Here is a 23,707-nt window from a genome sequence, read left to right as displayed (position 1 = left end):
TAACTTATAATTTTTGCTTTCTTTTCTTTGAGTAATTTTCTTGCTTTTTGGTTTTTACAAGGGTCCAAATTGGACCCCCGCATTGATTTGACGAATACTCTCAAGATTCGCCCTCCTTTTAGAGTTAGTTTCCCTTCGCCAATGTTAGAAAAGCTTCGTGCAACAGGTTGACCACTCCTACCTCTCAGAGTTGTTACAGCGCCTGAACGACAAAATGTACTAGGGAATCATACAAAGTCGTATTCACTTTTCTAACGTAGTCCTCGAAAGACTTAGGCTAGACAATTAGGGCTTTTACAAGCCCCCACTTCAAAACGCATTAGCGTTTAAGTGGTGGGTAATTGACTATGATCTAAATAAATTAATATCTTTCTTTTCTGCAAGTTCATCCAAATGACCATATAAATAGTCGTATGCTTCTCGGTTAGAATTGGCGTTTTCAAAAATATCAGCTAACTCAAAAATATCGACTAACTCAATATTATGAGTAATAAGAAGAGAAGAGAGATCAACAACCATACTCATTTCTTCGCATTCGAAATGTAGGTAGGTGCCATCATTTAAAAATATTTTCAAGTCTAAATTAATTCTAACACCTGGAGCAAAAACAACTACTGTAGTTTTCTTAATAGGACCAATTTCGACTTTTTGAATCGTAGAGTATGTAATAAAATCTACGGGGCTTTTTTTCTTTTTATTCAATAATGGCTCAACCTCAGTTATTTCAATGCCTTTGTTATTAAAATCTAAGAAACAAAATGGAGGAAGTTTTACAGGTGCACTTGGATAAATTTTATTATTAATCTTAATTGTCGCTTGCAAAATACGATTGTGAGAAAATTCTCTAAATGTTTTAGTGTCCATAGTCTAATCTCTCCTATTCTTTATTTTACATATAATTGTATTATTTAAATAATAATATAGCAACAACAATATGTAGTGGTAAGGATTTTGTGTAAACTTCTCCATCGTAGTTCCAGAGTTAATGCGTAAGTTTGAAATAGATAAACACTCAGCCATGGCATAACTGCTTGTCCTTGATTACGGGACTATTTTTTAGTGATTCAATGAGTGAGACCTATTGAGAACTTAGAAATTATTATGTCGTTATACTATCCTGTAAGCAGATGATAGTGTATTAAGATATACTTCACCTATCCCTCCATTAGTCTTTAGATTGACACACGTTAAGCAATCAACGATGGTGAACCATCATTATGTTGTTTCCTTAAATGTTCTTTAAAGAACTTCATAATTCCTATATTAACGTTATTAAAACCACGGTAACAGCGCTGTGTGAATTTTTGATTATAATTTAAGAAGATTGAAACGAGGATGTGTTCGAGAGAGTCCTTTTTTGGAAATTAATCTTTTCTCTTCGTAAACCGTTTGATTCGATCGTTGAAGCTCTTAATCAAATGGGTTGAGAAAAGGGTGCGGTGAATACATTACAGAAAGAACAGAAGCTGTTTGTTTTGAAAAAAGTTATCAACGAATTTTTTATATGGCTAGTGCCACTTCGTTTCAAAAGCTTTTATTACAGAATTTCCGAACATGAAAGCCAAAGTGAGGTCAAATACGGAGTACCCCTTATAAACCGAAGATTCGAGGTGCTTCAAGTATTTGAAGATAATCGCTTTCTTTTTTTGTAAATTTGTATCAGTTTGATTTATAAACTGATACAACAATCATATGAGTAAATACATAAGAACTAAAACAACTGTTTCATTAATGAATTATCATGTTTTTTTGTCCTCGTTATAGAAGAAAGATTTCTATTCGGTCAGACGTAGAGGAACGTTTCAAAGAATTGGTACGAGAAGTATGTGAAGAATTGGAAATAAACATTGCCGCTCTTGAGTGTGATAAAGACCATACATATATGTTTCTTAATGCACTACCAAAATTAAGTCCTTCTGACATTATGGCGAAAATCAAAGGCTATACTTCGAAAATATTAAGAGAGGAATTTTCACATCTGAAACACTTACCTAGTCTTTGGACACGTTCCTACTTTGTATCTACCGCAGGGAATGTATCAAGCGGAACCATTAAGCGTTATGCAGCGCAACAAAAAACAAGGGGATGAAAACACCTTGCGTTTTGCTGACTTAAAAGAAAAAGGTAAATTAGATTTAGAAAATATGCTTCTTGAAAGGCAAGACTACTTGTTGTTTGGGATTAAGTTGATTCAACAAAGAACTCCAAAATCACTATTAGTAAAAGAAATGTGGAAAATTGAACAAGAAATCTCAATTATTGAACGTAAGTTGAAAAGGAGGTGAGTCATATGTCGTAAACAATAACGATAAAAATAAAACTTCTCCCATCAAAAGAACAAGATGATATTTTAACTGATATGGCTAAAGAATACGTCACTACGACCAACGCATTAGTATCTGAAATGGTAGAAGAAAAGAAAACAACATTTCTGTTGCCATTCCTACTAAAGAAAAAACAGGAACAAAGATTATGGGTGTGGACTTAGGATTAAAAGTACCCGCAGTAACAGATGATGACAAAACGCGTTTCTTTGGTAATGGTAATTAAAATAAGTTTATGAAGCGTAAGTGTCGTTCAATTCGAAAAGAATTAGGCAGAAAAAGAAAGTAAATGCTATTCTCAAACTGAATGATAAAGAACAACGTTGGACGAGAGACCAAGACCATAAAGTGAGTCGTGCAATTGTTAATTTTGCAAAATAAAATATAATTTCTGTCATTCGCTTAGAGAAATTATTTAACATTAGACAGACGACAAGAACAAGTCATAAAAACGGAAAGAATCTACACACATGGTCATTTTATCGTCTAGCGCAATTTATCGAGTATAAAGCAAATTTAGTTAGTACTAAGGTAGAATATGCGAACCCTGCTTATACAAGCCAAACGTGTCCTAACTGTTCCGAAAAGAATAAGGCACAAGAACGTAAATATAAATGCAAGTGTGGTTTCAAAAAACATAGAGATTTAGTCGGTGCTATGAATATTCGATATGCACTGTCTTAGGAGGGGTAATGAGATACCCTTAGCTTGGGGTTATATTGAGATACTGGAAACAGACTTCTCTCTCATCACTCAAGAATTCCATTCGTAAACCGCAAGGTTTAGAGTTTACGCCTTTAGGTGTGGGAGTCTCAAAAGACTTATTTGGTGTATGGATAGATACGATGAATTGCATGTGTCATGCTTGTGAGTCTATTGGAAAGGAATAATAACCTGCATCTTTCAGACCTTGAATCAGCTCTTCTCATACCGTAGCGGATTCAATAGATGTAATTGTAAAGTTTACTCCTTCTTTCGCAGCATTTATACGATAAAGTAGCATATGAGTAGATTCCGAATTTACGCAGACATAAGGTTTGTTTAAAGTGTTAGATTTATAAGTTCCGATATCAAATCCAACCTTCTTAGTAAAGTTAGGTGAGGTTTTTTGAATAGTGCTGTCCATACATTTTATCCAAGAAATCAGCGATTTCTGACAATGTCACACCTATTATACAGGTGAATCATACCTTATTTGAATGATTTACTATTTCTTATATATTGAAGAAACGCAGTTGGCCGCATAGAAAATAGACGCCGTTCATACTGTCTAATAATTACACATATGAAGGAGATGCTCAGATGCGGTTTGAATCACTAAAAGGGAAAGAATTTATTGAGGCAAGCAAGGGGAAAAGGTTGGGATATATTCAAGAACTAGACGTTACATTTGACGTAACGTCAGGAAAAATCCAATCACTGATTATTCCAAAATACTCGATTTTAGGGATAAGAAAAGAGCATCCAAGTTTGCGCTTGGAATGGAAACAAATTCGTGTCATCGGTCAAGATATTATTTTAATTGATAATAATTGATGCACCGGTTAATAAAAACGACGTATACTAAAGTTATCATAGAAATAATTTTGGAGGTGAGAAGATGACGCAGTTAAAAATTGCTGTACTAGGTGGAGATCAACGCTACCTCACATGTATAGAGCAATTAAAAAAATATGCAAAAGTGTACTTAGTTGGTTATGACGTCATATATAAGGAACAAAATTTCCTTCTTCAATGTGTACCATTTGAAGAATTGGATGCTTTAATACTGCCAATAGCGGGACTTTCACAAGATTATGAGGTAGCTGCAAGTTATAGTAACGAAAGGATATACTTGGATGAAAGTTATTTTCTGCGCTTAAAGAAAGGGGCACAGATCTTTACTGGGGTAGCGTCTAAACTATTACATGATACCACGCGTCAATCAAACGCGAAATTAATTGAAATCTTTAAACGGGATGATGTGGCGATTTACAATGCTGTGCCAACAGCAGAAGGAACCATTATGTTGGCAATTAAACACATGAAACAAATGTTATATCAATCACGCGTCGTTTTATTAGGTTTTGGACGTGTCGGTGAGATTGTGGCCAATCGATTTGCCAGTTTAGGAGCAGAAGTATATGTAGGTGTAAGAAAACCAGAAGCCATTGCTAAGGCAAATAGTTTGGGGTATAAGGGCTTTCACTTAAATGACTTAACAGCATATATTAATACAACTGATCTCTTTATTAATACCATCCCGAAAGTGATACTAACAAAGGATGAATTAGGGCTTATGAATCGCCATCAACTAATTATCGACTTAGCCTCTATGCCAGGTGGTGTCGATTTCGAGTTTGCTAAGAAGAACGGGTTACATTTTATTCATGCACTTGGGATTCCAGGAAAAGTTGCACCAAAAACAGCAGGTGATATTATTGCTAAAGCTATAATTGATGAGATGAGTCATATAAAGATAGAAGAGGGGTGAGTATGTGGGAGGACAACGTATAGGTATTGGCTTGACGGGATCTTTTTGTACGATTGATCAGGTCATACCGATAATCCAAGAATTAAAAGCGAGTGGTTACACGGTTATTCCTATCGTTTCACATAACCTGCAAACGGTCGATACACGTTTTGGATCGAGTGCGCACTTTTTATCGGAGATTGAAAGGTGCGCCCAATATAAACCTATTACGTCGATGATTGAGGCAGAAAGTTTAGGGCCAAAAACACCATTAGATGCGATGGTTATTGCGCCTATGACCGGTACGTCTATTAGTAAGTTTAGTCAGGGGATAAGTGATACACCCGTATTATTTGCTGCAAAGTCAACGTTAAGAAATAATAAGCCTGTTGTACTTGCTATTTCAACGAATGATGGACTTGGTCAAAATGGGGTAAACATTATGCAACTCCTAAAGACAAAAAATATCTATTTTGTGCCTTTTAAGCAAGATAATCCAACAGATAAACCACATTCACTAATGAGTGAATTCTCACTCATTGCCGATACGTTAGAAAAAGCTTTTGAAAAGCAACAATTACAGCCTGTACTCCACCAAGGATGAGAAATAATATAATTTTCGCAAATATCAAAAATCTATATATTCATATATGGGTTTATGTTAAAATAGATTTTAAAATTGAATTAGCTTGCAAGGGAGAGAGTATGTATTATGTCAATTAAAAAAACTTACAACGTAGCAGTTGTTGGCGCAACAGGTGCTGTTGGTAGAAAAATGTTAGAAACATTAGAAAAACGTCAATTTCCAATGAACGAACTGAAATTATTGTCGTCAAAACGTTCAGCAGGTAAGACAGTTATGTATAATAATCAATCATTTACTGTTGAAGAAGCAACACCTGAATCATTTGAAGGCATTGATATTGCTTTATTTTCTGCAGGTGGTGGGGTGTCCCAAAAGTTTGCACCTGAAGCTGTAAAACGCGGCGCTGTTGTCGTTGATAATACGAGTGCCTTTAGAATGGCTGAAGGTGTTCCTCTCGTTGTTCCGGAAGTAAATGAAGAAGATATAAAAGAGCATCAAGGTATTATTGCTAATCCTAACTGTTCGACTATTCAAATGGTAGCGGCTTTACAACCTTTAAAAGCCAAATACGGTTTAAAGCGGATCATTGTCTCAACATATCAAGCAGTATCAGGTTCGGGTGCGGAAGCGATTGAAGAGCTAAAAACACAAGCACAAGATTTTTTAGAAGGTAAAGAGATGAAAGCGGAGTTGCTTCCAGTAAAAGGTGAAGATAAACACTATCCGATTGCTTTTAATGCATTACCTCAAATTGATGTTTTTACTGATAACGGTTTTACGTTTGAAGAAATGAAAATGATTAATGAAACGAAAAAAATTATGCATGATGATTCAATCCAGGTGGCGGCAACATGCGTGCGATTACCTGTTTTTACCTCCCATGCAGAAAGTGTGTATGTAGAATTAGGTGACACACCTTCAGTAGAAGAAGTTAAAGCGCTGCTTGCTTCAAGTGCAGGGGTAACTCTTCAAGATAATCCAGATGAACAACTCTATCCAACACCACTCCAAGCAGCTGGACTGCCTGATGTATTTGTTGGAAGAATCAGAAAAGACTTAAATCAAGAAAATGGCTACCATATGTGGATTGTTTCTGATAACCTATTAAAAGGAGCGGCGTGGAACTCTGTGCAAATTGCAGAATCACTCGTAAAAAATAACTGGTTATAAATAAAGAGGTGGCATATGAAAGTAGTTGTGCAAAAATTCGGTGGAACATCCGTTAGAGATGAAATTTCAAGAAGCCAAGCAATCAAACATATTCAGTTAGCGCTTGGTGATGGTTATAAAGTCGTTGTTGTCGTGTCAGCGATGGGACGATTACCGGACGCATATGCGACAGATGCGTTGCTAGCGCTGGTAGATTATCCGAATCATGCGATTTCTAATCGAGAATATGATTTGCTCTTATCATGTGGTGAAGTACTCTCTGCCGTTGTATTTTCTAATCAATTAAAGAAATCTGGTATTCTTTCAACCGCACTTACAGGTGTTCAAGCAGGCTTCTTAACGACAGATGACTTTACGCAAGCGAAGATTATAGAAATGGATACAACGCGATTAAAAGAAGAGTTAACAGAAGTAGATGTGGTTGTCGTGACTGGTTTTCAAGGTCAAACGAAAACAGGTGACATAACAACTCTTGGTCGTGGCGGCAGTGATACATCGGCAGCTGCACTCGGCGCCAGTTTAAATGCGGAGTATGTTGATATATTTACCGATGTCGATGGTATTAAAACTGCTGATCCGCGCATTGTTCCTGGCGCGCGTACTCTGGACGTTGTGACATACAGCGAGATCGTTAACTTAGCCTATCAAGGTGCAAAGGTTGTTCATCCGAGGGCGGTTGAAATAGCGATGCAAGCCAAGGTGCCGCTTCGTGTTCGTTCAACAGCCTCATCAGATGTTGGAACGTTAGTGACTGGTTCGATTAATCAAAACCTTGGGCGAGACATTAATGATCGGTTAATTACTGGAATCGCCCATATTGCTGGTATTGCTCAGATAAAAATTGAAACAGAGGCTGATATGACCACGCTTCATGCGGACGTCTTTGGTACCTTGGCTGATGCGGGTATCTCAGTTGATTTTATTAATATGTTTCCTGGGGGACTGAGATTTACAGTGCCAGATATACTGGGTGAGAAGGCGCTTGATATTATTGAAAAGTTAGGCTATCAACCGACTAAGACGGCTCATTGTGCAAAAGTTAGTGTGGTTGGTGCTGGTATGACTGGTGTACCTGGTGTGACAGCACGCATTGTCCGTAGCTTAAAAGAGCAGAATATTACCATTTTGCAATCTGCTGATAGTCACACGACAATTTGGGTATTAGTAAAGGAAGAGGAAGTAAATCAAGCCGTCAATGCTCTACATGAAGCATTTGAGTTAACAGAGAAGTCATGGCTTGATAATTAAAGCGAATCTGCTGATTCGCTTTTTTCTTTGAATTTTTAACTGTCCTCATTACACATGAAAAATATGCTATAATAGACCAGATTGGAGGGCTGAATATGGCCAAGAAAAGAACTAAATCAAAGCGAAAATCAAAATCAACGCAAAAACCAATGTCAGAAGCTTTTAAGTATGAGTTGTATGGCTTAAGCCTGGTTTTATTAGCCGTATTCGGTAGTGGTGCTTGGTCGTTAAGCGAAGGACTTGTTCCACTGTTGTTAGTAACGACTTTTAGGTTTTTCTTTGGTTTTTGGTATAGTCTTATTCCGTTAACGTTACTCGGTTTGGGACTATTTATGATGATTAAACAAACATTTCCTGATATCTTTTCACGAAGGTTTTTAGGCGGCTTTGTGTTTTTATGTGCGCTTATGTTATTAACACATGGCATGCTCTATAGTGAAGCGATTCTTTTTGAAGATATTTCAATTATCGGCCACTCATTTGGTCAATTCAACGCCTTTAGACAAGGCTTAACGACAAGTGAAGCATTAGGTGGTGGCATGCTTGGTGCTGTTTTATTGAGCGCAACGTATCGCTTGCTTTCGGTGATGGGTTCAATATTTTTAGCCGTCTTTTTATTGTTAATCTCACTTGTATTCATTTTCGATTTTTCATTAAAAACTTTTTTTGAAAGTATTGGCCGCAGTGTGAAGCAATCGTGGGGCTTTTTAATGAGAAGAAAAAATGCACATGATATTAATAAAAGAGATAAAAAAGTTTCTACGCAAGAAAAGAATCGATCTAAGCGTGCGAAAAAAGAAGCTAATACAGATGTGTCACCGGTTATTGAAGATTTTACTGATGTGCATTATCATGATGAGACGGATTTAGCGCAAGGTGCATTTGCGTTCAATGAACTTAATGCAAACAATGAAGATACCGCTGCAGAAAAAGCCCCCACGCAACCAGGTGTTGATCATGCTGACGTTATTCACGTTGAGCCAATGACAGAGAAAGAAAATATGTCTTATGTTCTACCCTCAATCAACTTGTTGCAAGCACCATTAGCTAAGAAAAAGCCTCAAGAAAAAGGGAAGATACAAGAAGTCGTAAGAAAGTTAGAAACGACTTTTGAAAGTTTCGGCGTAAAAGCCAAAGTCACCCGAGTGCACGTTGGTCCAGCGGTAACAAAGTATGAAGTATATCCAGAAGCGGGAGTAAAGGTAAGTAAAATTGTTAATTTGCATGATGACTTAGCTCTCGCTTTAGCGGCAAAAGATATTCGAATAGAAGCCCCTATACCAGGTAAATCAGCTGTAGGAATTGAAGTACCTAATAATGAAGTAGCAATGGTTACAATGCGTGAAGTGCTAGAAGCAAAACAATTGCCTGATGACGCTGTGTTGTCATTTATTTTAGGACGTGATATCTCAGGTGAAGCCGTTGTACATGAATTAAATAAAATGCCTCACCTTCTTGTAGCAGGTGCAACTGGAAGTGGAAAAAGTGTTTGTATTAATGGTATTATTATTAGTATTTTGATGCGCGCTAAACCACATCAAGTAAAGCTGATGATGATTGATCCTAAAAAAGTTGAACTTAATGTTTATAACGGTATTCCTCACTTATTAGCGCCAGTTGTCACAGACCCGAAAAAAGCAGCGCAAGCTTTAAAGAAAGTCGTCAGTGAAATGGAGCGCAGATATGATTTGTTTTCTGATACAGGTAATAGGAATATCGAAGGCTATAATAATTATGTGAAAAAACATAATCAAGCGGTTGAACTCGAAGAAGATGAGCAACCCTTGTTACCGTATATCGTTGTTCTTGTAGATGAATTAGCTGATTTGATGATGGTAGCTTCTAGCGAAGTAGAAGATGCTATTACGCGCTTAGCTCAAATGGCACGTGCTGCAGGGATTCATCTGATCATTGCGACACAAAGACCAAGTGTTGATGTTATTACTGGGGTAATTAAAGCGAATATCCCGTCACGCATTGCGTTTAGTGTATCATCGCAAACAGATTCACGTACAATTCTTGATAGTGGCGGAGCAGAAAAACTACTCGGTAGAGGGGATATGTTATTTATGCCTGTTGGAGCCTCAAAACCGACGCGTATTCAGGGGGCATTTTTGTCAGATGAAGAAGTCGAAGCGGTCGTGGAATACTGTATTGATCAACAAAAAGCTCATTACCAAGAAGACATGATTCCTGGAGAGATCGATGAGTCCCCAAGTGAGAGTGACGATGCTCTTTATCCAGAGGCAGTTCAATTGGTCATTGAAATGCAAACAGCTAGCGTATCGATGTTACAACGTAGATTTAGAATAGGTTATAATAGAGCTGCGCGCTTGATAGATATCATGGAGGAGAACGGCATTGTTGGACCGCATGAAGGATCAAAACCTAGAAGTGTGCTTGTCGATGAGTTGTCAGACTAATTCGACAATTTAGATTTGTACAAAAGATAGCTTTTTCGAATTTTTGTGTTTATTTATATCACTTAAAGTGGTATATTGTAAATGACCGATCATTTTGTTTTAATTTTACTGGGGGATGAAACATGTCGAAAGATTATTTAGACAGTAAGGAATATAATGAAACGCTTTCAAAAGTGCGAGAAGATATTGAAAAAGGTCTCTATCCGCCCAATGAAAGGTTACATCCTCTGTATGAATTAGCAACAAATTATCGTGTGTCACGAACAATAATGGATGCGGTTATAGAACAGTTAGTTGATGAGAACATGGTCACACGGCGATTGGGAAATGGCGTTTTCGTTAATCCTAAGCCCATCTATTCTTCAGGTATTGAAGAACTAGGTAGTGTATCTGAGATGATTAAACGTGCAGGAAAGACACCGGGAACACAATTTGTCGCTGCTGAGGTCGTTAAGCCTTCAGCTAGCGATTTAGCTCAGTTCAACTCGTTGGACGTCCAAGCATTAGCGCGTGTCGAACGAGTGAGAACGGCGGATGGCGAACCTGTCGTGTATTGCATCGATAAGATTGATCACGATTTAGTTCCGATTGGGTTAATCCACTCGGAAGATTCAATATTCAAGCTTATTGAAAACCGTACAGGTAAGCGCATACATTACGCGGAGACGTTCATTGAACCAATTGGTTTTCATGAAAGAATCTCAGCTATTCTCAATTGCCGACCTGATCAAGCGTTGCTCTTACTCAGACAAATGCACTACACGAAAGACCATGAGCCTATTCTTTATTCAGCAAACTATTTTAAAAGCGATGCTTTTCAATTCCATGTTGTGAGAAAACGCACGGATTAAGTTGCCTTTCTAAAACCTTCACTCTAGTAACAACTAAAACAAAAGAGGTCAAAATCAAACCAGAAAATGGGGGTAACAAAATGAAGAACAAACTATTTTTGATCTTGTCTATCTTGTTAGCAGCTGTTTTAGTACTTGGTGCTTGCGGCTCAACAGATGATGAGACAGCTGACGATCAAGCAGATCAAGACACTGAACAAAACGATGATGCTTCAGGTGATGAAGCAACAGATGAAGAAGGCGCAGCGAGCGATTTCTCTCTAGCGATGGTAACAGATGAGGGCGGTGTAGATGACCGTTCATTTAACCAATCAGCTTGGGAAGGTATCGAAGCGTTTGGTTTGGATAATGGTTTGGAGCGTGGTACTGGTTTTGATTATGCACAATCAGATAACGCGGCAGACTTTTTACCGAACTTTAATAACTTAGTTAACCAAGGTTACCAATTAATCTTCGGTGTTGGTTACCAATTAGCAAATGCTGTTGAGCAAGTTGCTGCTCAAAACCCAGAAGGCCACTTCTCAATCATTGATGAAGTTGTTGAAGGCGATAACATTGCGAGTGTAACATTTGCTGAAGAGCAAGGCTCATTCTTAGTTGGTGTAGCAGCTGCACTTAAATCAGAATCTCAAAACATTGGTTTCGTTGGTGGGGTAACAAGCCCATTAATTAAACGTTTTGAAGTAGGTTTTGTTGCTGGTGCGAAATCAGTTAATCCTGATATTAATGTTCAGATTCAATATGCTGAATCATTTGCTGATGAAGGTCTAGGTCGTTCAATTGCGAACAACATGTATTCTTCAGGCGCAGACGTGATCTACCATGCATCAGGTGCTACAGGTCTAGGTGTATTCACTGAAGCTAGAAACCGTGTAGAAAATAATCCGGATGCTGGCGTATGGGTAATCGGTGTTGACCGTGACCAATACGAGCAAGGTCAACAAGGTGACATGAACGTCACACTTACGTCTATGGTTAAACGTGTAGACGTTGCAGTTCAAGAAGTTGCTGCACTTGCAATGGCTGGTAATTTCCCAGGTGGGGAACACCTTATTTTAGGTATTGAAGATGAAGCGATTGGTATCGCTGAAACAAACACAGATGCTTATACAGAAGAGATCAAAGCAGCTGTGGCAGAATGGCAAGAAAAACTCTTAAGCGGTGAAGTGGTAGCCCCACAAACTGATGATGAGTTAGAGGCATTCGTAGAAGGACTTTAATTTTAATGTTTGGTTGCCCCTTAATAGGGGTAACCAAACTAAAAATCTTTAAATGAAAAGATAGTAACTCTCCCCTTTTCATTTAGAGATTTTACTAAACAGCCTTTAGATAAGGAGTGAACACTTTGGAAAATTATGTTATTGAAATGTTGAATATTCGTAAAGAGTTTCCAGGGATCGTTGCGAATAATAATATCAATTTACAAGTAAAAAATGGTGAAATTCATGCGTTGCTGGGTGAAAATGGCGCAGGTAAATCAACGTTGATGAATGTGTTGTTTGGCCTGTATCAACCAGAAAAAGGAGAGATTCGCGTTAGAGGTGAGAAGGTTAAAATTACGGATCCGAACGTTGCGAATCGTTTAGGTATTGGTATGGTTCACCAACACTTTATGCTTGTGGAACCATTTACTGTTGCTCAAAACATCATTTTAGGTAGTGAACCGACAAAGGGTGGTGGCTTTGTTGATATAAAAAAAGCCGAAAAAGAAATTAAAGAGTTATCTGACCGTTATGGATTAAGTGTTGATCCAAGTGCAAAAGTGCGTGATATTTCAGTGGGTATGCAGCAACGTGCAGAAATTTTGAAAACACTTTACCGTGGGGCAGAAGTGATTATTCTTGATGAACCGACAGCTGTATTAACACCGCAAGAAATCTTAGAATTGATTAGTATTATGCGTAACTTAACTAAAGAAGGGATCTCTATTATCCTTATAACCCATAAATTAAAAGAGATTATGGAAGTGTGTGACCGCGTCACTGTGATTAGAAAAGGTGAAGGTATTGACACGGTTAATGTAAAAGATACCAATGTTGACGACCTAGCAGCTTTAATGGTTGGTCGACAAGTCAATTTTAAAACGGAAAAAACACCGGCTAATCCAAAAGACCCTATTTTAACTATTAATAACCTCCAAGTAAAAGATTCTCGTCAAGCGATGATGGTTAAAGGACTGAATTTAGATGTTCGGGCAGGAGAAATCGTTGGGATTGCCGGTATTGATGGAAACGGTCAATCAGAATTAATCGAGGCTATAACAGGTCTAAGAAAATCTGAAGCTGGTGAGATTAAACTCAATAGCAAAACGATAACGAATCTCTCACCACGTAAAGTGACCGAATCTGGGGTAGCACATATCCCACAAGACCGTCATAAATTTGGTCTTGTTTTAGACTACCCCATTGCGGAAAACATTGTTTTACAAACGTATTATCAAAAACCGTTTTCAAAAAATAAAATTTTATCATTTAAATCAATTTATAAACACGCAGAAAAGCTTATTGAAGACTTTGATGTTAGGACGCCTAGTCCTCGTACAAAAGCACGTGCTCTCTCAGGTGGTAACCAGCAAAAGGCTATTATTGCGCGGGAAGTTGATCGTTCACCTGACTTATTAATTGCCGCACAACCAACGCGTGGTCTTGACGTTGGTGCGATTGAAACGATTCATCGTCGCTTAATTGAAGAGCGAGATAAAGGTCGCGCTGTTTTACTGATTTCATTTGAACTAGATGAAGTAATGAACGTAAGTGACCGTATTGCGGTTATGTTTGATGGTCAAATTGTTGCTGAAGTGAAACCTGAAGAAACAAATGAACAAGAGCTTGGCTTACTGATGGCCGGTAGTTCGAAAGAAAAAGCACGTCAGAAAGCGGGTGACAACAAATGATGGACAATAAAAAATTAAATATAATTATTCCGATTTTCTCTGTATTTTTAGGTTTTTTAGTTGGTGCTATCGTTATGCTTGCCTTTGGTTATAACCCGATTGAAGGTTACTCAGCTTTATTCCAGGGCGCCTTTGGTAGTATGTACAACATAGGTGAAACGATTCGTCGTTCGATTCCACTTGTGTTATCAGGCTTGGCTATTGCTTTTGCCTTCCGTAGTGGCCTATTTAATATCGGTGCTGAAGGACAGGTTTTTGTTGGTTGGTTTGCAGCTGTCTGGGTTGGAGTAACATTTGACTTGCCAGCAATTATTCACATTCCTTTCGCTATTTTAGCCGCGGCTTTTGCTGGAGCAGTATGGGCATTTGTACCGGGTATTTTAAAAGCTACACGCGGGGTGCATGAGGTTGTTGTAACCATAATGATGAACTATATTGCGCTTCATACGACGAATTATCTGATTCGGACATTGTTATCCGATGGAGGATCACAGTCTGGTCGTATTGCTAATTCTGCGTCTCTTGCAACACCTGGTCTCCAAGAAATGTTTGGTTACTCACAAATTCACTGGGGCTTTATTGTTTCGATTATATTTGCTGTATTCGTTTGGTTCTTCCTGGAGAAAACAACGTACGGTTATGAATTACGCGCTGTTGGCTTTAATCCACACGCAGCAAAATACTCAGGTATGAGCGTAAAACGTAACATTGTTTTAGCTATGGTCATCTCAGGCGCTTTAGCGGGTATTGGTGGGGCTATGGAAGGTATTGGAACATTTGGTTACATGTATACGCATGGCGCGTTTACGAACCTTGGATTTGATGGTATTGCTGTTGCTTTACTTGGTGCTAATACAGCGCCAGGTGTTGTGCTTGCTGCCTTCTTGTTTGGTGCCTTAAAAGTTGGTGCGCTTAGTATGCCGCCGCTATCAGGGGTACCATCTGAATTAGTCGAAATCGTTATTGCGATGATTATTTTCTTTGTTGCCGCAAGTTACATGATTCGACTTCTCATCATGCGATTCAAGAAGGAGGAGAATTAATATGCAATTCATTGATCAATTTATTGCTATGATGCCAATGGTATTGTTCTACTCTGCTCCACTCATTTTTACCGCTCTTGGTGGTGTGTTCAGTGAACGATCAGGTGTCGTTAATATTGGCTTAGAAGGTTTAATGGTTATTGGTGCTTTTAGTGGTATTGTCTTTAACATCTTCACAGCAGATATCTTTGGTGCTTTCACACCTTGGCTATCACTTTTAGTTGGTGCTGTGGCAGCGGGGATTTTCTCTCTTATGCATGCAGTGGCTGCTGTATCATTTAGAGCGAATCAAGTAGTAAGTGGTGTTGCGATTAATATGTTGGCTGTTGGACTAGGGGTGTTTCTAACTCGTGAAATTTTTGGTCGTGGTCAAACAGATTCAATCACACAACCTTTTTACACACGCTCTGTACCAATTCTCTCAGATATTCCAGTCATTGGTGATATGTTCTTTAGTGGTGCTTATTATACAACGTACATTGCTATTATCGTAGCTGTACTTGGTTGGTATGTACTTTATAAGACAGCTTTTGGATTACGCTTGCGTGCAGTTGGTGAGCACCCAATGGCTGCTGATACAAACGGAATTAATGTAACAAGAATGCGTTATATCGCTGTTATACTTTCTGGTGTTTTAGCGGGTCTAGGTGGTGCTACTTATGCGCTAACTATTTCACTAAGTTTTGCTGGGTCGACTATTTCAGGTCAAGGGTTTATGGCCCTAGCTGCCGTTATCTTTGGTAAGTGGCATCCTCTTGGTGCACTTGGTGCGGCCTTCTTCTTTGGATTTGCCCAAAGTTTAAGTGTCGTTGGTGCAAACTTCGAATTCCTTGCGAACGTACCAGGATTTTACTTGACCATTGCGCCATATGTATTAACAGTGTTAGCCTTAGCTGGTCTTATCGGTCGTGCGGATGCACCTAAAGCGAATGGTGATCCATATATTAAAGGTAGCCGTTAATATTATCGTTGTGTTTATCATAGACTACGAGTACTCATGGAGGGTATTCGTAGTCTTTTTAGGTTGCGATTAGAGCTGATGATTGTTTATCAAGAAAATTTACGGTAAAATGATTAAGACTGTGTTTATTGGTTATGCTTGAAGTAAACGAAGGAGGTTTTTATTATGATAGAAGAACAATTAATTGAGAAACAAGGATATAGGTTACATATGATTCATTCAAATAAATTTAAAACGCTACACTTCGTGGCTAAGTTTATTGCACCATTAAATCGGCAAGATGTAACAAAGCGAGCGCTTCTCCCATTTGTTATGCAACAAGCGACAAAGGCTTATGCAAATGCTAATTTATTTAGACAAGCGCTCGATGATTTATATGGCTCGACCTTTTCTATGGATGGAAGTAAAAAAGGGGAGATGCACATTCTTACTGCACGCATGTCGGTCGTTAATCCATTGTACTTATCCTCCAATGAACCTATTCTAGAAGAGGCAATCACATTTTTTAGTGAGACACTCTTTAAACCAAAAGTGGTTGGGGATGGTTTTGACCCTAAAATAGTTGCGCGAGAAAAATTAGCACTCGGACAAAAGATTGACAGTATCAAAGACAACAAAATGCAATTGGCCAATATGCGTCTCATTGAAGAGATGTGTGAAGGCGAACCTTATCAAACTCACGTCCATGGTTATCCAGCTGATTTTGATGCTATTACACCAGAATCTCTTTATACCTATTATCAAACGGTGATACGTGATGAACCAATGGATATTTATGTTATTGGTGATTTAACAGGTCTTGATTTTGAGCAATTATTTGATAAGGTGATTAAGCGTTCGGCGAATCAACCGATGCCTGTTATTTCAGCAGAAGATAAACAGGTTACATCACCTAAAGAGATTATTGAAAAAGAACCTATTCAACAAGGTAAGTTACATTTTGGTTTTAGAACACATACGCGTTATCAAGATAGTGATTATCCCGCCCTGCATGTATTTAATGCCATCTTTGGTGGGTTTCCGAGTTCTAAATTATTTATTAACGTCAGAGAAAAAAATAGCCTAGCATATTATGCGGCTTCTCGATTTGAAAGCCATAAAGGCTTATTGTTTGTTTTTAGTGGTATTGCCCCGGCGGACTTCAATAAAGCAAAAACGATTATTCTAGAACAGTTAGAAGCGATGAAAAAGGGTGACTTCTCTGATGAACAGATCAAGGAAGCACAGTCATTAATCATTAATCAATACAAAGAAAACCTTGATGAAGCCTATGGCATGATTGAAATGTTATACAACCAGCAATTGGGTGGTACACGTCAAATATCGGATTTTGTAGCGAGTATAGAAAACGTTACGAAAGATGCGATCATTCGTGTGGCCAATCGCATGGAATTAGATACAACCTATTTCTTAACGCAGAATGAGGAGGCTTAAGTTATGGAGAAAACGATTCATAAACAAATTAATGAAACAATATACCGTGAAACCTTATCCAATGGTTTAGAGGTCATGCTCGTGCCAAAACCGGAACTTGAGCAAACGTATGGGGTTTTCACAACCAATTACGGGTCGATTGATAATCAATTTGTTCCGTTAGGTGAAAAAGATATGATCAAAGTCCCTGATGGTATTGCGCACTTTTTAGAACATAAGTTATTTGAAAAAGAAGACCATGATGTCTTTCAAGAATTTACAGCTCTAGGTTCTTCCGCCAATGCTTTCACCTCATTTACTAAAACAGCTTACTTATTTTCTGCTACATCAAATATAAAGAAAAACACTGAAATTTTGCTTGATTTTGTTCAGGATCCATATTTTTCGAAAGCTTCTGTTGAAAAAGAGAAGGGGATTATTTCACAAGAAATCCAAATGTATGATGATCAAGCGGACTGGCGTGCATTCTTTGGGATTATTGAAGCTATGTATCAAAATCACCCTGTAAAAATTGATATTGCCGGTACGGTTGAGTCCATTCAACACATTACAGAAGAAGACCTTTATACTTGTTATCACACGTTTTACCATCCGTCCAACATGACGTTTTGTTTGGTGGGTGCTTTTGACGCAGAAGAGATGCTGGCTGTCATTCGTGAAAACCAAGCGAATAAGTCGTTTGAACCGGCAGAGGACATTAAGCGTGATATACTTATAGAACCTACTCATGTAGATTTAGTACATCACGAACTTAAAATGCCTGTTGTCACGGAAAAATGTATGATTGGTATAAAAGAAACACCGACAAGTAATCCAACGCAATTTATTAAAGAAGAATTAATCAGTGAAATGATTCTTGATTATTTCTATTCGAAATCAGGTGCTTACTATCAAGAACTATATGATTTAGATTTAATAGATGGTAGCTTAGGGTTTGAAACCGAACGTCAGCTATCCTTTGCTTTTTCTTTAATTGGCGCCAATTCAACAGATGTAGAGATGTTTAAAAATGTTGTGTTGAGACAATTAGATACATTTAGAACGTATAGCTTTAGTGACATTGAATTTAAGAGAATGAAGCGTAAAATGATTGGTGGTCTCATGAGAGAGATGAATAGTACGTCGAATATTGCTAATTCAGTAAGCCAATATCACATGTTAGGGATCGATTATTTTACATTATTACCGACGCTTGAGGCTATTACAAAAGAAGATGTAGAGTCCTTTATGCACCAATGGATTAAATCTGATAATGTTGCTTCATTCTTTATAAAAAAAGCGACCAGTGATGAGTAAAAAACATGTGTTAATTATTGGAGCCAGCGGGGCTATTGGCCAACAAATTGTTAAAGACCTTAGTGAAAAAGACTACAGTTTTTCTCTGCATTATCACAAAGGTATTGAACGATTAACACATCAGCTCGCTTCATTACCAAAAGAATCAGTCTTTGAGGTCGTTCAGGGTGATTTATCAACGCCAACTGGTATTGCCTCGTTTATTAAACAGATAACATTCACGCCTGACGCGATTGTGTTTGCTCAAGGCCAAGCGAGTTATGGCCTATTGACAGATTTAACTTCACAAGATATGACGGCGTTATTATCGGTTCATGTAGAATCTTTATGGCGGATCACTCAGCACTTCCTACCAGCTATGATTAAAAAAAGACACGGAGAAATTGTTGTTATATCTTCGATATGGGGTGAGTGTGGTGCGAGCTATGAGGTCGCTTATTCAACAGTTAAAGGCGCACAAATCGCCTTTGTGAAAGCTTTAGCTAAGGAAGTAGGACCTAGTCGTGTGCGCGTCAATGCAGTGACACCCGGTTTTATTGATACAACGATGAACCAACAACTCTCCAACGATGAAAGGTTAGGGCTGTTGGAAGATATTCCATTAGGACGCTTAGGTGAAGTAAGGGACGTTAGCCACCTTGTGCGCTTCTTATTAGCTGATGAGTCAAGTTATGTGACAGGAGAGGTCATGCGTGTCAGTGGCGGTTGGCACATATAATACGTGTAAATGTCCTAAATTCACTTTCTTCTCTTTCATATTTGTCAGAAATCCTTTATTATAGAAGGTAGTATGTTAGATGTACGGATTTTACTAAATGGATGGTGTTAAATATGCTGATTGGTGAACGATTAAAAGAACGGCGCCTTGAAAAAGGCTTAACGATTGATGATATACAAAATCAAACAAAAATACAAGCGCGACATATTAAAGCAATTGAAAGAAACGATTTTTCTCTTATTCCAGGCGACTTTTACGTGCGCGCCTTTATTAGAGAGTATGCCCAAGCTGTTGGATTAGATGTTGAAGCCCTAATAGCAGAGCATCAAGCAGAATTGCCCGCAACAGTAAACGATGATACACGTGATTTTACGAGGTTAAAGCGATCGAGAACAAAAGCAACACCTTCAGAAAAATCACCTTTTCAAATGTTGTTACCTACCATCTTTGTTTTACTATTTATCTTCTTGATTGGTTTTATTATTTATGAGTTTGTCTTAACAAATGAAGCCCCAATAAGTGAAGATATTGCAGAAGAAAACCCATCGTCTGTCGCAGATCCTGTAACTATTCCACCAGAGGATGAAACAGCACCTGACACGCCTACAGATGAAGACAATGATTCTGAAGACGTGCCGAGTGATAGCGTAGACGAGGATGATGCGTCTGATCAACAAGAACCCTCACTAGATTTAACGAGCTATGAGAATGCAGAATCTCGTTATCGTTTTGTATCAAATGAAGAAACAACGATACTAACAGTTGATACGACTAATCAGAACTGGTTACAGATTGAAGATGATGCTGGCCAATCATTGTATGAAGCTATGCTTACGACGAGCAACGGACCAGTTGAGATTGATATCACAGATTATGAATTTGTTTATTTAAGGTTCGGTGAACCTGGTGTTATTTCGATTGAAATCAATGGTGAAGCTTTGACTTTCTCAGAAGATATGAATATGAGTACCGTTCAAAGAGTATGGATTTATTTGAACGAAGCTGATCCAAATGACGCACAGTAAATCACGACCCTTCTTAAAAGTAGCTTACTTCTAAGAAGGGTCAGTCTATTATAGAAAGAGGTTTATTTATGAACATACCTAATCGTATTACTATTTCACGTATTCTCCTTATCCCTGTATTCATTTTGCTTTTGACGCTACCTCTGGATTGGGGAAGTGTCTCTATTGGCTCTAATTCTATACCCATGGTCCATCTCGTTAGTGCCTTAATATTTATTATTGCTTCAGGTACTGATTGGGTAGATGGTTACTATGCGCGTAAATATAACTTAGTGACTAATTTAGGAAAATTTCTTGACCCGATGGCTGATAAATTGTTAGTTTCTGCTGCTTTTGTTTTACTAGTAGAGCTTGGTATGGCACCCGCATGGCTAGTCATTATTATATTATCACGTGAATTTGCCGTTACGGGCTTACGTCTTGTTGCTGCAGGAGAAGGTATTGTATTGGCTGCGGGCCAAATGGGCAAATGGAAAACGACTTTCCAACTTGTTTCCATTTCGTTTTTGTTACTACACGATTTTCCATTCTCCTATCTTGATCTAGGTTTCTCAGTCGGAACGATTCTCTTATACATTGCCTTAATCTTAACAGTCATCTCTGGTCTGGATTATTTCATTAAAAATTGGCATGTAATGAAGGAGTCTAAATAGATGGCGCAGCTTAAAGCAGAGATTATTGGCGTTGGAACAGAACTGTTACTTGGACAAATCGCGAATACAAATGCACAGTGGATTTCAGAGGTGTTAGCTAATCAGGGAATCAGTGTATATTACCACCAAGTCGTTGGTGATAACGAAAAACGTCTTTTCGATACTTTCTCACTTGCTGCTAATCGGTCAAATCTTGTATTTGTCACTGGAGGACTCGGCCCAACAGATGATGACCTTACACGAGATGTTTTGAGCGATTTTACAGGAAAAACATTGTATCAAGACGCCCATGTTGTTGAACAACTCGAAGTGTTTTTTAAAAAACGTGGACGGGGAATGTCTTTAAATAATATGAAACAAGCCAATGTCATTGAAGGTGCGACACTTATTCCCAATGAGGCTGGTACGGCACCGGGGATGATCGTACGCCATCAACAGACGACATTTATTATTATGCCTGGTGTGCCTAATGAAATGAAAAAAATGATGGAAGATACGGTTCTTCCGTATTTACGCGAGACTTTTGACTTAGAAGATGTGATTCTCTCTAAAATGATACGCTTTATCGGTATTGGGGAATCACAATTAGAAATGGAAGTAAAAGATTTAATTGATGCACAGACGAATCCAACAATCGCTCCGCTAGCAAGTGATGGTGAGGTGGCGTTGCGAATAACGGCCAAAGCAAAGACCGCTCATAAAGCGCAACAATTAAATAAGCAAATCGAGGATGCCCTTTATTTACGTGTCGGTCAGTATATCTATGGCTACAACCAAGAGACAATTGCTGAGATTGTTGTACAAGGTTTGAAAGACCAAGAACTAACACTGAGTGCCGCTGAAAGTTTAACAGGTGGTAAATTTAGTGATGCGATGATCTCTGTGCCTGGAGCTAGTCATGTGTTTAAAGGTGGCGTGGTTAGTTATAGTAATAACGTTAAAATTGAGGCGCTCGGTGTAAAAAAAGAGACAATCATGCAACATGGAGCGGTGAGTGAGCAAACGGCTCTTGAGATGGCACGACAAGTGAAACATTTACTTAATACAGATGTCAGTGTTAGTTTTACTGGTGTAGCCGGGCCCGATCACTTAGAAGGTCACGCACCTGGCACTGTGTACATCTGCTTGTATCAAAGTGATGAACACTACCGATTAGAGAAGTTTGAATTTGTTAACCATCGTGAACTGATACGTGCGCGTGCGGTTAAAAAAGCGTTGGAATGGTTGCATATTTTCTTGCAGTCAAATAATACGTGAAACAAGTAAAAAAAAGTGGGATGAGCTATTTTCTCCCACTTTTTATTAGGTAAACAGACAGAACGTTTATTCGTTTTTTGCTTGTTTATTTTTCAAAAAAACGTTATGATATAAAAAGAGTGATAAAAATTTCATGATAAGTATGAAGGAGGAAATATATATGAGTGATGATCGTAAAAAAGCGTTGGATATGGCGCTTAAATCAATAGAAAAGCAATTTGGTAAAGGGTCAATAATGAAACTAGGTGAGCGAGCAGAACAAAAAATCCCAACGGTTTCAAGTGGTTCGCTCGCTATTGATATCGCTTTAGGTGTTGGTGGTTATCCAAGAGGACGGATTATTGAAATATACGGACCAGAATCTTCAGGTAAAACAACGGTCTCCTTACATGCGATTGCTGAAGCGCAAAGACAAGGTGGAACGGCTGCATTTATCGATGCAGAGCATGCGCTTGATCCGGTTTACGCTAAAGCTCTCGGTGTTAATACAGATGAGTTATTACTTTCACAACCAGACACAGGAGAACAAGCATTAGAAATCGCTGAAGCATTGGTGCGAAGTGGCGCTGTTGATATTGTTGTTATTGACTCAGTGGCTGCGCTTGTACCTAAAGCGGAAATTGAAGGTGAGATGGGTGATTCACATGTTGGTTTACAAGCTCGCCTTATGTCACAAGCATTACGTAAACTATCCGGTGCAATCAACAAGTCAAAAACAACAGCTATCTTTATTAACCAGATTCGTGAAAAGATTGGTATTATGTTTGGTAATCCTGAGACGACACCTGGTGGTCGTGCGTTAAAATTCTATTCTTCGATCCGTTTAGAAGTACGTAGGGCAGAAACAATTAAACAAGGTAATGACATGGTTGGTAACCGCACGCGAGTAAAGGTTGTAAAAAACAAAGTAGCACCGCCATTTAAACAAGCGGAAGTAGATATTATGTACGGCGAAGGTATATCACGAGAAGGTGAAATGTTAGACATTGCTTCAGACCTAGACATCGTTCAAAAAAGTGGTGCATGGTATAGTTATAAGGGTGAACGACTCGGTCAAGGGCGTGAAAATTCAAAACAATTCTTGAAGGAAAATCGAGAAGTTAAAGATGAAATATATCAAGCGGTTCGTGCGCATTATAATTTCGATGGGACGGCTCCTAGTGAGGCGCCTGTAGAAGCGAATCAAGAAATGGACGACTTATTACCAGAAGATGAATAAAAAGAGGGACATCCCCCTCTTTTTTTTTCGCATTTTATAAGATATTTAAGTCAAGGTATAATTGGTTCTTACGCAATTTTGGGGATAATATATGCGCCTAACAAATATAAATTCGTTTATTTTTTGAAATTAGGGTTGATAGAGAATTCTTAGA

General features: G+C 38.4%; 20 protein-coding genes and 2 pseudogenes. 21 read left to right on the top strand and 1 reads right to left on the bottom strand.

Annotated elements, in window-relative coordinates; translation table 11 throughout:
- Nucleotides 1-345 precede the first annotated feature (345 nt).
- Nucleotides 346-864, bottom strand: coding sequence for a hypothetical protein (locus tag BM163_RS12240; RefSeq protein WP_089803473.1), 519 nt, complete (start codon nt 862-864; stop codon nt 346-348).
- Nucleotides 865-1,692: 828 nt separating this feature from the next.
- On the opposite strand from BM163_RS12240, the pseudogene tnpA reads away from it, so the two are divergent.
- From tnpA to recA, 21 genes and pseudogenes are all read left to right on the top strand, one after another.
- Nucleotides 1,693-2,089 (top strand): annotated as a pseudogene (tnpA, locus tag BM163_RS12230) (IS200/IS605 family transposase).
- A complete protein-coding gene (locus BM163_RS12225) occupies nt 2,061-2,285 on the top strand; it encodes a hypothetical protein (RefSeq protein WP_143088230.1) in 225 nt (74 codons plus the stop codon). Before tnpA ends, BM163_RS12225 begins: the two are co-directional and overlap by 29 nt.
- A gap of 142 nt (nt 2,286-2,427) precedes the next feature.
- Nucleotides 2,428-3,008: pseudogene (locus tag BM163_RS12220) on the top strand (RNA-guided endonuclease TnpB family protein); the annotation flags it as partial.
- 618 nt (nt 3,009-3,626) lie between these two features.
- On the top strand, nt 3,627-3,860 hold the full coding sequence (locus tag BM163_RS12215; protein ID WP_089803470.1) for a YlmC/YmxH family sporulation protein: 234 nt from the start codon (nt 3,627-3,629) through the stop codon (nt 3,858-3,860).
- Between the two features lie 64 nt (nt 3,861-3,924).
- Nucleotides 3,925-4,797 (top strand): dipicolinate synthase subunit DpsA, encoded by an 873-nt coding sequence (gene dpsA / locus BM163_RS12210; protein WP_089803469.1) that lies wholly within the window; start codon nt 3,925-3,927, stop codon nt 4,795-4,797.
- Between the two features lie 4 nt (nt 4,798-4,801).
- Nucleotides 4,802-5,380, top strand: a complete 579-nt coding sequence (locus BM163_RS12205) for a dipicolinate synthase subunit B (RefSeq protein WP_089803468.1) — start codon at nt 4,802-4,804, stop codon at nt 5,378-5,380.
- A gap of 108 nt (nt 5,381-5,488) precedes the next feature.
- Nucleotides 5,489-6,532, top strand: a complete 1,044-nt coding sequence (locus BM163_RS12200) for an aspartate-semialdehyde dehydrogenase (RefSeq protein ID WP_089803467.1) — start codon at nt 5,489-5,491, stop codon at nt 6,530-6,532.
- A 15-nt stretch (nt 6,533-6,547) separates the two neighbouring features.
- On the top strand, nt 6,548-7,780 hold the full coding sequence (gene dapG, locus BM163_RS12195; RefSeq protein ID WP_089803466.1) for an aspartate kinase: 1,233 nt from the start codon (nt 6,548-6,550) through the stop codon (nt 7,778-7,780).
- Nucleotides 7,781-7,875: 95 nt separating this feature from the next.
- Nucleotides 7,876-10,203: an FtsK/SpoIIIE family DNA translocase gene (locus BM163_RS12190; RefSeq protein ID WP_089803465.1), complete on the top strand. Its 2,328-nt coding sequence runs from the start codon at nt 7,876-7,878 to the stop codon at nt 10,201-10,203.
- Between the two features lie 122 nt (nt 10,204-10,325).
- The gene (locus BM163_RS12185) at nt 10,326-11,054 is read left to right on the top strand and encodes a GntR family transcriptional regulator (RefSeq protein WP_089803464.1); all 729 of its coding nucleotides are present in this window, start codon (nt 10,326-10,328) and stop codon (nt 11,052-11,054) included.
- A gap of 80 nt (nt 11,055-11,134) precedes the next feature.
- Nucleotides 11,135-12,274, top strand: a complete 1,140-nt coding sequence (locus tag BM163_RS12180) for a BMP family lipoprotein (RefSeq protein WP_089803463.1) — start codon at nt 11,135-11,137, stop codon at nt 12,272-12,274.
- 146 nt (nt 12,275-12,420) lie between these two features.
- Nucleotides 12,421-13,947 (top strand): ABC transporter ATP-binding protein, encoded by a 1,527-nt coding sequence (locus BM163_RS12175; RefSeq protein ID WP_089803474.1) that lies wholly within the window; start codon nt 12,421-12,423, stop codon nt 13,945-13,947.
- On the top strand, nt 13,944-14,990 hold the full coding sequence (locus BM163_RS12170; RefSeq protein ID WP_089803462.1) for an ABC transporter permease: 1,047 nt from the start codon (nt 13,944-13,946) through the stop codon (nt 14,988-14,990). Before BM163_RS12175 ends, BM163_RS12170 begins: the two co-directional genes overlap by 4 nt.
- Before the next feature lies 1 nt (nt 14,991).
- Nucleotides 14,992-15,951: an ABC transporter permease gene (locus BM163_RS12165; RefSeq protein WP_089803461.1), complete on the top strand. Its 960-nt coding sequence runs from the start codon at nt 14,992-14,994 to the stop codon at nt 15,949-15,951.
- A gap of 165 nt (nt 15,952-16,116) precedes the next feature.
- A complete protein-coding gene (gene yfmF / locus BM163_RS12160) occupies nt 16,117-17,385 on the top strand; it encodes an EF-P 5-aminopentanol modification-associated protein YfmF (protein ID WP_089803460.1) in 1,269 nt (422 codons plus the stop codon).
- Between the two features lie 3 nt (nt 17,386-17,388).
- A complete protein-coding gene (gene yfmH, locus BM163_RS12155) occupies nt 17,389-18,681 on the top strand; it encodes an EF-P 5-aminopentanol modification-associated protein YfmH (RefSeq protein ID WP_089803459.1) in 1,293 nt (430 codons plus the stop codon).
- Entirely contained in the window at nt 18,674-19,399 is a 726-nt protein-coding gene (gene ymfI / locus BM163_RS12150) for an elongation factor P 5-aminopentanone reductase (RefSeq protein ID WP_089803458.1), read from the top strand. Before yfmH ends, ymfI begins: the two co-directional genes overlap by 8 nt.
- Nucleotides 19,400-19,512: 113 nt before the next feature.
- Nucleotides 19,513-20,424: a helix-turn-helix domain-containing protein gene (locus tag BM163_RS12145; protein ID WP_170243735.1), complete on the top strand. Its 912-nt coding sequence runs from the start codon at nt 19,513-19,515 to the stop codon at nt 20,422-20,424.
- 68 nt (nt 20,425-20,492) lie between these two features.
- Nucleotides 20,493-21,077, top strand: a complete 585-nt coding sequence (gene pgsA, locus BM163_RS12140) for a CDP-diacylglycerol--glycerol-3-phosphate 3-phosphatidyltransferase (protein ID WP_089803456.1) — start codon at nt 20,493-20,495, stop codon at nt 21,075-21,077.
- Entirely contained in the window at nt 21,078-22,334 is a 1,257-nt protein-coding gene (locus tag BM163_RS12135) for a competence/damage-inducible protein A (RefSeq protein WP_089803455.1), read from the top strand.
- 160 nt (nt 22,335-22,494) lie between these two features.
- A complete protein-coding gene (recA, locus tag BM163_RS12130; RefSeq protein ID WP_089803454.1) occupies nt 22,495-23,553 on the top strand; it encodes a recombinase RecA in 1,059 nt (352 codons plus the stop codon).
- Nucleotides 23,554-23,707 lie beyond the last annotated feature (154 nt).

Origin of the sequence: Halolactibacillus alkaliphilus, from assembly GCF_900115465.1 — a bacterium.
Lineage (GTDB): Bacteria > Bacillota > Bacilli > Bacillales > Amphibacillaceae > Halolactibacillus > Halolactibacillus alkaliphilus.
The sequence above is the reverse complement of the archived record's forward strand: the minus strand, read 5'-3'. Positions and strand labels throughout refer to the sequence as shown.